Raw genomic sequence first — 10,587 nt, forward strand, 5'->3', positions numbered from 1 at the left:
GCAATCAGCTGCGCGAAGACATGGGGCCCGAGTTCGACGAACTGCGGGGCCAACTCGGCGAGCTGCAGAAGCTGCGGGGCATGACGCCGCGGGCCGCGCTCACCAAACACCTACTCGACGGCGACGACTCCATCTTCACCGGCAACTTCGACCGGCCGACGGCCAACGGAACCACCCCGACCCCGCAGCTTCTGCAGCTCGCCGAGTTGGCCCCGCAGTTCGTCGAACTCGGGCCCCATGTCTTCGCGCAGCTGATTGCTCACGCCGCTCAGGTAGTCCCGCGCCTGGCGCAGGGCGCCCGCGGTCCAGCGAATGGCCCCGGGCAGCCGCTCCGGGCCGAGCACCACCAGCCCGACCACGACGAGGACGAGCATCTCCCCCCAGCCGATGTTGGCGAACATCAGGTCATATGGTGATGACCCGCTGCGCCCGGCTGCGCCGCGCTTGCGATCATCAGGGTCATATGGTGATGACCCGCTGCGCCCGGCTGCGCCGCGATCATCACGAGCTGGTGTCGGGGTCGGGTCTGACCGTCAACGTGACGTGCCGGCCGTCGCGTACCACCTCGACGGGCGCGTCCTGGCCGATTGGCAACTGGCGTACGGCAACCACGAACTCGTCAGAGTCGGCGACGCCGCGGTTGCCGACCTTGACGATCACGTCGTTTTCCAGGATGCCGCCCTTTTGGGCGGGGCTGCCGGCTTTGACGTTGGCCACCTGAGCGCCCGAGGCGATCGCGTTGCTCACCGACCGGGTGCTGATGCCCAGCGTCGGGTGCACGATCTTGCCGTCCTTGATCAGGGTCTGGGCGACGAATTTCATCTCGTTGACCGGGATCGAGAAGCCCAGGCCGCTGGCGCTGTCGGACAGCGATTTGCCGGCGGTGTTGATGCCGATCACTTGGGAGTCCATGTCGATCAGCGGGCCGCCGGAGTTGCCGTGGTTGATCGAGGCGTCGGTCTGGATGGCGTCGATGACGGTGTCAGTGTCCGAGCCCTCACCGGACAACGGCACCGGGCGGTGCAGCGCGCTGACGATGCCGTGCGTGACCGTGCTGCGCAGGCCCAGCGGCGCCCCCGCCGCGAGTACCTCGTCGCCGACCCGCACCTTGTCGGAATCACCGAGTCGGGCCACGGTCAGGTTGTTGACGTTGTCGACCTTCAGCACCGCCAGGTCGGTTTTGGGGTCGCGACCGACCAGGTTGGCCGGCACTTCCTTGCCGTCGTTGAACACCACGGTCGTCTTGAACTGGCTGGGGTTGTTCGCGGCCTCGGAGATGACGTGGTTGTTGGTGACGATGTAGCCGCGCCCGTCGATGATGACCCCGGAGCCCTGCATGCCCTCCTGGTCGCTCTTGGATTCGATGGTCACCACGGAGTCGGCGATGGCGGACGCGACCTTGGTGAACCGGCCCGCCGGCCCTTCGCCGTTGCCGTTGGTGGACAGGGTCACCTTCGAGGTGGTGAACGCCTCGACCACCTCGGCGGTCTTGCGGCCGATCACGCCGCCGATCGCGCCGATCAGCAACGCGGTCACCAGCAAGATGGCCAGGGCGACGTAGGAGACCTTGCCGCCGAACAGCACGTCGCGCACGCCGAGTTTGCCGCTATGACCGAAGGAGCTCTGGGGCGGCGGCGCGTCGATCGCCGGCTTGCCCAAGGCTGCCGCGGCCCCCGGGTCGCGCCATGGGTCGTCGCCGTCGTCGGGCTGGCCGTTCTCCTTCTCGGCCGCCAAGGCGCCGGCATCGATGGGGTGGCGCTGCAGCGACTCGGTGCCGTCGAAGGGACGTCCGAAAGCCTCCTCGAGCACCGGATCGGCCGGCTGGGTGTGCGGATGGAACTCCGACTGTTCCTGGTACTTCCGCGGGCGCACCCGCTCGGCCACAAAGGATCCTTGCAGGCCGGACGGACGTCCGAACGTCTGCCGCGCCGCCGGGTCGACGGGTGGCCGGGAGATGGGGCGCGGCGCCAGCCGCTGGCCGCCGTCTTGGCCGCTGTTATTGCCTTGGTCGGAGCTCACGTCACCCTCTTCTGAATCCTCTGGCTAGCGTTCGAGACGGAGCCATGTGTGCAGCGAAATACCGGCGCGACCCCAACAACGCACGTCCGTGTTCACCCTAGTATCCACGGCGCGCAGTGACTCGGCAGAAACCCTAGCGGCGCTTCCGCTGATCACGGCCGTCCCGGCCGGGCAAGCGGTCAGAGCGCGGCTCGGATCCGGAGTCGTCGGCGGGAAAGTGCGGGATCTCGGAAAGCAGCCCGAGCAGGTCGCTGGGAATGCGGATGGGCTGGGAATCGCGCAGCGCGGCACGTGCGCGGCTGTGGTCGTCGACCTCGGCCGCGCATTGCGGGCACAGCGAAAGATGGTGCGCGGCGCGCAGGTGCGCGTTCATGCGCAGTTCACCGTCGACGAAAGCCGCGATCGCCTCGGTGGACAGATGCTCGGTGGACCGAAACTGGCGGGGCGCGCCGACCGGCGCGTCACTCTGCGAGGCGAATTGGGCCGGGAGCCAGGAGAACGCGCGCCGAAACACATCTCCCCGGTCGGGCATCACCAACTCCTCTCGCTGCCTCGATAATCTCGAATGTAGCGCGGTGACGGGCCTGATAACCATGTTCAGCCGGTGAATCCCCAGGAGTTGGAACCGGTTGGCAACCGCACAGTGGCCAAACCGATGGGTTGGCGCTGCTAGTTGACCGAAGCGGAGTGCAGCGCGCCTTCGGCCTGTTCGGGGTGGGCGGCCAGGTAGTCGCGCAGCGCCTGGCGTCCCCGGTGAATGCGGCTGCGCACGGTGCCCAGCTTGACCCCCAGCGTCGCGCCGATCTCCTCATAGGACAGACCTTCGATGTCGCACAGCACCACCGCGGCGCGGAATTCCGGCGGCAGTGAGTCCAGGGCGGCCTGCAGGTCAGGCCCGAGGCGCGAGTCGTGGTAGATCTGCTCCGGGTTGGGGTCGTCGGCGGGGACCCGGTCGTAGTCCTCGGGCAGCGCTTCCATGCGGATGCGGGCCCGGCGGCGGACCATGTCCAGGAATAAGTTGGTGGTGATGCGGTGCAGCCAACCCTCGAACGTGCCGGGCTGGTAGTTCTGGACCGACCGGAACACCCGGATGAAGGTTTCCTGGGTCAGGTCCTCGGCGTCGTGCTGGTTGCCCGAGAGCCGGTAAGCCAGCCGGTAGACCCGGTCGGCATGCTGCCGGACCAACTCGTCCCACGACGGCATGGTCGCCTTGTCCCCGGTCGCGTCGAAAACCGCGGTGCCCAGCAACTCGTCAGTGGAGTCGGCCCACTCGTCGTCGCGTACCTGCTGGGGGTGAGACATGGTGGTCGGGCTCAAGGTGGTGATCGTCGGTTCCTCCAGATTTCCCCTGCCGTCTAACGTCGGCAGTTCGTCAGTGACGGCAACGCGCAGTTGCCATTCGCTATTCCCTGCCCACCGTCCACCGCGTTCCATGTGGCTACCGTCGCGTATCGGCGTATGGGCGGTATAGGAACAAACTGAGGTTTGGCTGAGAAACCGGATCGTTACCTGGGTTGTCCTGCGGCTTTGCGGGTGAGAGTGACGTTCGTCGCGGCGCCGGCGGCGGGCGTGTCCGGGCGGTGCCGCCGGTGCTGTTTCGCGCGCCTGCCCGCCCGCGCCGCCGATTCGACATACGCTGCGCACATGGCCAGCAGCGACGACACCCTCGGCCAGGACACCCGTACCCGGGCCGAGTCACTCTCCGCGCACGCCGAGGGGTCGATATCCGAAGATGCGATTCTGACCAGCGCCCGCGAGCGGGCCGCGGACATCGGAGCCGGCGCCATCACTCCCGCGGTCGGTGCCCTGCTCAGCTTGCTGGCCAAGCTCAGCGGCGGCAAGGCGGTCGCCGAAGTCGGAACCGGGGTTGGCGTGAGTGGTCTCTGGCTGCTGTCTGGCATGAGCGACGACGGTGTGCTGACCACCATCGACATCGAGCCCGAACATGTCCGGCTGGCCAAGCAGGCGTTCGCCGAGGCGCGGATCGGGCCGTCGCGCACGCGGTTGATCAGTGGCCGGGCCCAAGACGTGCTGACTCGGCTCGCCGACGAGTCCTACGACCTGGTGTTCATCGACGCCGACCCGATCGATCAGCCGGATTACGTCGTTCAGGGCGTGCGCCTGCTGCGCTCGGGTGGGGTGATCGTCGTGCACCGGGCCGGGCTGGGCGGCCGTGCCGGGGATCCGGCCGCGCGCGACGCGGAGGTGACCGCCGTCCGGGAGGCGGCCCGGCTGATCGCCGAGGACGAACGGCTTACCCCGGCGTTGGTGCCCCTGGGCGACGGGGTGCTCGCCGCCGTTCGCGACTGACCGACCCCCTTAAGCAGCGCCGAGCGTGCGTCGACGGCTTCGGCCGTGATTGGGCGGCGCTGATCTGGCGAAAATCCCGCCCTGCACGCCCACTCGAGGCCATGGGCGCCCACTCGAAGCCGTAGCCCATCCGACGCACCTCTTGACCGACGGCTGAACGTGCGTTTAGTGTACTGAACATGCGTTCAGCCGACTTGACGGCTATGGCCCGCATCCGCGATGCGGCCATCGATCAGTTCGGCCAAAACGGGTTCGGCGTCGGGCTGCGCGCCATCGCCGACGCCGCAGGGGTGAGTGCCGCACTGGTCATCCACCACTTCGGCTCCAAAGACGGCCTGCGCAAGGCCTGCGATGACTACATCGCCGAGGAGATCCGCAACACCAAAGCCGAGGCGCTCCAGTCCAACGACCCGGCCACCTGGTTCGCGGCAATGGCCGAGATCGAGTCTTATGCGCCGATGATGGCCTACCTGGTCCGCAGCATGATGACCGGCGGCGAGCTGGCGAACATGTTGTGGCGCAGAATGATTGACAACGCCGAAGGATACCTCGACGAGGGCGTACGGGCCGGCACCATCAAGCCCAGCCGCAACCCGCGGGCCCGGGCGCGGTATCTGGGCATCACCGGCGGCGGCGGGTTCCTGCTCTATCTGCAGATGCACGAAACCCCAACGGACATCAGAGCCGTCCTGCGCGACTACGCCCGCGAGATGATTCTCCCCGCGCTGGAGATCTACACCGAAGGACTGATGGTCGACCGCACCATGTACGACGCATTCCTGGCCGCCGATGAACAAGGAGATTCCCATGCCAGTTGACAATGTCGCCCCCATCGAAATCCGCAACCTGACAAAGAGATTCGGAGCGGTACGGGCGCTGAACGGCCTCGACCTGACCGTGCGCGAAGGTGAAGTGCACGGCTTCTTGGGACCCAACGGTGCCGGCAAGTCGACGACCATCCGCATCCTGTTGGGCGTGGTCAAGGCCGACGGCGGTACCGCCCGACTGCTGGGTGGGGACCCGTGGACCGACGCGGTGGAATTGCACCGCCAGATCGCTTACGTCCCTGGGGACGTGACGCTGTGGCCGTCACTGACCGGCGGTGAGACGATCGACCTGCTGGCCCGCATGCGTGGCGGCATCGATGCCAAGCGCCGGGCTGAGCTGACCGAGCGTTTCGAGCTCGACCCGCACAAGAAGGTCAGAACCTATTCAAAAGGCAACCGACAGAAGGTGTCATTGGTATCGGCCTTCTCCTCACCAGCTCGCTTGCTGTTGCTGGACGAACCGAGCAGTGGCTTGGACCCGTTGATGGAGAACGTCTTTCAGCAGTGCGTGGCCGAAGCCCGCGACCGTGGCGTCACGGTGCTGCTGTCCAGCCACATCTTGGCCGAAACCGAAGCGTTGTGCGAACGGGTGACGATCATTCAGGCCGGCCGGACCGTCGAGAGTGGAACGCTGGAATCCATGCGGCATCTCAGCCGCACCTCCATCAAAGCCGAATTGACCGGGGACCCCGGCGATGTCCGCCGCATCAAGGGCGTCGAAGACGTCAGTGTCGAGGGCAGCACACTGCGCGCCCAAGTCGACAGCGAAAGCCTTGGGGAACTGATCCGGGTCCTCGGTGACGCCGGGGTGCGCAGCCTGGTCAGCCAGCCGCCGTCGTTGGAGGAACTCTTCCTGCGGCACTACAGCACCAAGGGCGCGGTCGAGCACAACGCCAAGGAGGTGTCGACGCTATGAGCACCGCCCTGTTGGATCGCCCCGGGCCGGTAACCCCGCATCGGCCACGCCGCAGCTCGAATTTCGTTGGCACACTGGGATTGCTGCGCCTCTACCTGCGCCGCGACCGATTGGTGTTGCCGCTGTGGGTGTTGCTGCTGTCGGTGCCGCTGGCCACGGTGTACATCGCCAGCATCGACAAGGTCTACCCAACCGAGGCCGATCGCACCGGTTTCGCCGCCTCGATCATGGCCAGCCCCGCCCAGCGCGCGCTCTATGGGCAGATCTACAACAACAGCCTGGGCGCCGTCGGCATCTGGAAAGCCGGGATGTTCCATCTGCTGATCGCTGTTGCCGTCATCTTGACCGTCATTCGCCACACCCGAGCGGACGAGGAATCCGGGCGCGCCGAACTGATCGACTCGACCGTGGTCGGCAGATACGCCAACCTCACCGCCGCGTTGCTGCTGTCCTTCGCTGCCGCCCTCACCACCGGCGTCATCGGAGCCGCCGGATTGCTCACCACCGACGTCCCAGCCAGCGGCTCATTGACTTTCGGCGCAGCCCTGGCCGCCTCCGGGCTAGTGTTCACCGCAGTGGCGGCCGTCGCCGCCCAATTGTCGCCGAGCGCCAGGTTCGCCCGCGGCTTCGCCTTCGCGGTGCTGGGCACGGCGTTCACGCTGCGGGCGGTCGGCGATGCCGGCTCCGGTGCGCTGTCATGGCTGTCTCCACTGGGCTGGTCGCTGCAAGTGCGGCCCTATGCGGGTGACCACTGGTGGGTCTTCGTGCTGCATCTGGTGACCACCGTCGTGGTCACCGCGGCGGCCTACCGGTTGCTCGCCGGGCGCGACGTCGGCGCCGGTCTCATCGCCGAACGGGCCGGCCGCGGCACCGCCGGGCCGACGTTGAGCAACGTGTTCGGCCTGGCGTGGCGGCTGGATCGCGGTGCGCTGTTGCTCTGGACGGCCGGCTTGACGCTGTACGGGTTGTTGATCGGCAGCGTGGCACACGGCATCGGCGAGGAACTGGGGACCGGACCGGGCGCGCGTGAAGTCGTGGCGCGACTGGGCGGCACCGGCGCCATGGAGCAGGCGTTCATCACGGTGGGCTTCACCATGCTGGGCATGGTCGCGGCCGCGTTCGCCGTATCGCTGACGCTGCGCTTGCACCAGGAAGAGACCGGACTGCGCGCCGAGACACTCCTGGCCGGAGCAGTCTCCAGAACCCGTTGGCTGACAAGCCATTTGGTGATGGCGTTGGCCGGTTCAGCGACGGCCATCCTGCTGTCCGGGTTGGCGGCCGGGTTGACCTACGGCGTGGCCGCCGGTGACGTCGGGGGCAAGCTGCCCACCGTGCTGGCGACCGCCGCGGTACAACTGCCGGCGGTCTGGCTGTTGTCGGCCGTGACCCTCGGACTGTTCGGCTTGGCCCCGCGGTTCACCCCGGCCGCATGGGGTGTGCTGGTCGGTTTCATCGCCTTGTTTCTGCTCGGCTCCCTGTCGGGATTCCCGCAATGGCTGCTCGACCTCGAGCCGTTCGCCCACACGCCGCGGGTCGGCGGAGGTGATTTCACCGCGGTGCCCCTGTTGTGGCTGTCAGCCTGCGACGTGGTCTTGATCGGCCTAGGCCTGTTGGCATTTCAGCGTCGGGACCTGCGGTCATGAACGTCGGCCTGCGGACACTTCTATCGACCGTGGTCGGCCTCGTCGTCCTGGGACTGCTGTTGTTCTACCCGGCGGGCACGCTGCACTACTGGCAGGGATGGGTTTTCCTGGTGGTCTTCACGGTGGTGACACTCGTGCCGAGCGTCTATCTGGCCCGCACCAACCCGGCTGTCCTGCAACGACGGATGCGCGCCGGACCGCTCGCCGAAGCCCGGACGGTGCAGAAGATCATCATCGTGGTCGCGATGGTTTCTTTCTTCGCGACGATGGTGCTCAGCGCGCTGGACTACCGGATGGGGTGGTCATCGGTTCCCGCCCCGCTGTGTGTGGTGGGTGACGTTCTCGTTGCGGTCGGACTCGGCGCCGCCATGCTGGTAGTCGTCCAGAATGCCTACGCGGCAGCCACCGTCACCGTCGAGTCCGGACAGCAGGTGGTCTCCAGCGGCTTCTACCGGTTTGTCCGACATCCCATGTACGTCGGCAACGTCATCCTGATGTGCGGCATCCCACTGGCACTGGGCTCCTATTGGGGATTGGTGTTTCTCATCCCCGGGGTCCTGGCGATGGTGGTCCGGATCCTCGACGAGGAGAAGTTGCTCATCCAAGATCTGCCCGGCTACCGCGATTACATGCAACGGGTGCGCTATCGACTGCTGCCCTACGTGTGGTAGCAAACGGCCGCAACGCCTTAAGGTAGCGGCGTGCCGCGAGAACCCGCACCTGCCCTCGACCGGCCGTGGCGGCGTCGCGGCGCGCTTCGTTATGCGGCCGACCGGTTGCGCCAGGCCGTCAAGCCGCCCGTCACCGTCACCGATCCCCCCTCAGACCTGGTGGTCGATCGCGACGTCGAGGTACCCACGCGCGACAGAACCGTGTTGCGCATCAACGTTTTTCGCGCACCTGATGGCGTTGCCCGGCCGGTGATGCTCAGTATCCACCCGTACGGAAAGGACAACCTGCCGTCTCGCCGACGCAAGAAATGGACGTTCTCGCCGCAATACCGGATGCTGCGCCAGCCCAAACCGGTCTCCTTCTCGGCCTACACCGGCTGGGAGGCGCCAGACCCGGCGTGGTGGTCTGCGCAGGGCTTCGTCGTGGTCAACGCCGACGCACGCGGCTGCGGTCACTCCGATGGGACCGGCGACTTGCTGTCCCAGCAAGAGGCCCAAGACACCTACGACTTGGTGCAGTGGCTGGCCGAGCAGCCCTATAGCGACGGCCGCGTCGTCATGCTGGGGGTGTCGTATCTGGCGATCAGCCAGTACGCGGTGGCTGTGCTGCAACCGCCGGCGTTGCGGGCGATCTGCCCGTGGGAAGGGTTCACCGACGCCTACCGTGACCTGACGTTTCCCGGCGGGGTTCGGGAGACCGGCTTCACCAAGCTGTGGTCGCGCAACGTCACTCGCTCGACGCGCCAGAGGTACGCCCTGGGTCCGATGCAGGACGCCCACCCCCTGCGCGACGACTTCTGGCGCTCGCTGGTGCCCGACCTGTCGGCGATCACGGTGCCGATGCTGGTCTGCGGCAGCTTCTCGGACAACAACCTGCACAGCCGCGGCTCCATTCGGGCGTTCACCCACGGCGGCTCCGAGCACGCCCGGCTCTACACCCATCGCGGCGGCAAGTGGGAAACGTTCTACTCCGCCGACGCGCTGGCCGAGCAACTGGCGTTCTTCCGCGCCGTGCTCGACGGCGCGCCGGCGTCTCGTAGCGTGCGCCTGGAGGTGCGTGAGGACCGAGACACCGTCGTTGCGGTGCGCGAAGAGGGCGAGTGGCCGCTCGCCCGTACCCAGTGGCGACCAATGTATCTGGCCGGCGCCGGAGTTCTGGCCGCCGAGCCGCCCACCCAGGCGGGCAGCGTCACCATCGAAACGCATTCGCGCGCAGCGTCATTCACCTGGACATTCACCGAAGACGTCGAGCTGACCGGTCCCATGGCAGCGCGGTTGTGGGTTCAACTCGACGGCTGTGACGACGCGAACCTGTTCCTCGGCGTCGAGAAGTGGCGCGACGGCCGCTACGTCGGATTCGAGGGCTCCTACGGTTACGGCCGGGACCGAGTGACCACCGGCTGGCAACGGGTCTCGCTGCGCGAGGTGGACCCTGAAATTTCTCAACCGTGGGAGCCGGTGCCCAGCTGTGACCGCCCGCGGCCGGTCACTTCCGGCGAGGTGACCGCCGTCGACGTCGCCCTGGGTCCGTCAGCGACGCTGTTTCGCGCCGGCGAGCAGCTGCGGTTGGTGGTGGCCGGCCGATGGCTGTCGCCGCGGAATCCGATCTTCGGGCAGTTCCCGGCCGCCTACGCCGAGCCACCGCGCGGCCTGATGACGCTGCGCTGGGGGCCACGCTATGACGCGCACCTGCTGATTCCGCAGATTCCGGGCTAGATCCAGACACCCTTGCCGACCGCGACGACGCCGCCGGAGCTGATCGCGAACCGTTCCCGGTCCTTTTCCAGGTCGACGCCGACCATCTCACCGGGTCCGACGACGACGTTCTTGTCCAGGATCGCGTGGCGGACGACCGCGCCGCGGCCGACCCGGGCGCCGGGCATGATGACGCCCACATGGATCTGGTCTCGGTGCACCCGGTGTTCAACCTGTACAACAAACGCTGGCCGATCCGCGGCGAGTCGGAGAACCTGGCCCCGGCGAAATTCGTCAACGGCGGCTCCGCGCAGGAGTCGGTGGTAGGCGCCGGCAGCATCATCTCGGCGGCCTCGGTGCGCAATTCGGTGCTGTCGTCCAACGTCGTGGTCGACGACGGCGCCATCGTGGAAGGCAGCGTCATCATGCCCGGCGCCCGGGTCGGCCGCGGCGCGGTCGTCCGCCACGCGATCCTGGACAAGAACGTCGTCGTCGGACCCGGTGAG

At 67.3% G+C, this 10,587-nt stretch carries 9 protein-coding genes and 3 pseudogenes; 8 read left to right on the forward strand and 4 right to left on the reverse strand.

The features are described from left to right. Positions 1 to 161 (forward strand): annotated as a pseudogene (locus A9W95_RS28375) (Sec-independent protein translocase TatB); the annotation flags it as partial. An 18-nt stretch (positions 162 to 179) separates the two neighbouring features. Here the strand turns inward: A9W95_RS28375 and tatB are convergent. The 4 genes and pseudogenes from tatB to sigE all read right to left on the reverse strand — a co-directional run. Then, a pseudogene (gene tatB, locus A9W95_RS26085) lies at positions 180 to 401 on the reverse strand (Sec-independent protein translocase protein TatB); the annotation flags it as partial. Between the two features lie 100 nt (positions 402 to 501). Then, positions 502 to 2,019, reverse strand: coding sequence for a S1C family serine protease (locus A9W95_RS07515; protein WP_067410333.1), 1,518 nt, complete (start codon positions 2,017 to 2,019; stop codon positions 502 to 504). Between the two features lie 133 nt (positions 2,020 to 2,152). Continuing rightward, positions 2,153 to 2,551: an anti-sigma E factor RseA gene (rseA, locus tag A9W95_RS07520; RefSeq protein WP_067410335.1), complete on the reverse strand. Its 399-nt coding sequence runs from the start codon at positions 2,549 to 2,551 to the stop codon at positions 2,153 to 2,155. 137 nt (positions 2,552 to 2,688) lie between these two features. After that, entirely contained in the window at positions 2,689 to 3,453 is a 765-nt protein-coding gene (gene sigE, locus A9W95_RS07525; RefSeq protein ID WP_067410337.1) for an RNA polymerase sigma factor SigE, read from the reverse strand. Between the two features lie 210 nt (positions 3,454 to 3,663). On the opposite strand from sigE, the gene A9W95_RS07530 reads away from it, so the two are divergent. The 7 genes and pseudogenes from A9W95_RS07530 to A9W95_RS07565 form a co-directional block, all read left to right on the forward strand. Then, positions 3,664 to 4,329 (forward strand): O-methyltransferase, encoded by a 666-nt coding sequence (locus A9W95_RS07530; RefSeq protein WP_067410338.1) that lies wholly within the window; start codon positions 3,664 to 3,666, stop codon positions 4,327 to 4,329. 179 nt (positions 4,330 to 4,508) lie between these two features. Then, positions 4,509 to 5,147 carry a TetR/AcrR family transcriptional regulator gene (locus tag A9W95_RS07535; RefSeq protein ID WP_067410340.1) on the forward strand — a complete coding sequence of 213 codons (639 nt, stop codon included), beginning with the start codon at positions 4,509 to 4,511 and terminating at the stop codon, positions 5,145 to 5,147. Beyond that, positions 5,137 to 6,072: an ABC transporter ATP-binding protein gene (locus A9W95_RS07540; RefSeq protein ID WP_067410347.1), complete on the forward strand. Its 936-nt coding sequence runs from the start codon at positions 5,137 to 5,139 to the stop codon at positions 6,070 to 6,072. The genes A9W95_RS07535 and A9W95_RS07540 overlap by 11 nt, the downstream gene beginning before the upstream one ends. Continuing rightward, positions 6,069 to 7,715: an ABC transporter permease gene (locus A9W95_RS07545; RefSeq protein WP_156746063.1), complete on the forward strand. Its 1,647-nt coding sequence runs from the start codon at positions 6,069 to 6,071 to the stop codon at positions 7,713 to 7,715. The genes A9W95_RS07540 and A9W95_RS07545 overlap by 4 nt, the downstream gene beginning before the upstream one ends. Beyond that, the gene (locus A9W95_RS07550) at positions 7,712 to 8,386 is read left to right on the forward strand and encodes an isoprenylcysteine carboxylmethyltransferase family protein (RefSeq protein WP_067410341.1); all 675 of its coding nucleotides are present in this window, start codon (positions 7,712 to 7,714) and stop codon (positions 8,384 to 8,386) included. Before A9W95_RS07545 ends, A9W95_RS07550 begins: the two co-directional genes overlap by 4 nt. Before the next feature lie 30 nt (positions 8,387 to 8,416). After that, on the forward strand, positions 8,417 to 10,102 hold the full coding sequence (locus A9W95_RS07555) for a CocE/NonD family hydrolase (protein ID WP_067410342.1): 1,686 nt from the start codon (positions 8,417 to 8,419) through the stop codon (positions 10,100 to 10,102). Between the two features lie 26 nt (positions 10,103 to 10,128). Beyond that, positions 10,129 to 10,587: pseudogene (locus A9W95_RS07565) on the forward strand (glucose-1-phosphate adenylyltransferase); the annotation flags it as partial.

Origin of the sequence: Mycobacterium sp. 1423905.2, from assembly GCF_001673155.1 — a bacterium.
Taxonomy (GTDB): Bacteria; Actinomycetota; Actinomycetes; order Mycobacteriales; family Mycobacteriaceae; genus Mycobacterium.

What these genes read in the sequence shown, in the direction of transcription:
- A9W95_RS07545 (WP_156746063.1), top strand. Translation starts at nt 6,069, where the DNA reads ATGAGCACCGCCCTGTTGGATCGCCCCGGGCCGGTAACCCCGCATCGG.
- rseA (WP_067410335.1), bottom strand. Translation starts at nt 2,551, where the DNA reads ATGCCCGACCGGGGAGATGTGTTTCGGCGCGCGTTCTCCTGGCTCCCG.
- A9W95_RS07540 (WP_067410347.1), top strand. Translation starts at nt 5,137, where the DNA reads ATGCCAGTTGACAATGTCGCCCCCATCGAAATCCGCAACCTGACAAAG.
- A9W95_RS07530 (WP_067410338.1), top strand. Translation starts at nt 3,664, where the DNA reads ATGGCCAGCAGCGACGACACCCTCGGCCAGGACACCCGTACCCGGGCC.
- A9W95_RS07535 (WP_067410340.1), top strand. Translation starts at nt 4,509, where the DNA reads ATGCGTTCAGCCGACTTGACGGCTATGGCCCGCATCCGCGATGCGGCC.
- A9W95_RS07550 (WP_067410341.1), top strand. Translation starts at nt 7,712, where the DNA reads ATGAACGTCGGCCTGCGGACACTTCTATCGACCGTGGTCGGCCTCGTC.
- sigE (WP_067410337.1), bottom strand. Translation starts at nt 3,453, where the DNA reads ATGGAACGCGGTGGACGGTGGGCAGGGAATAGCGAATGGCAACTGCGC.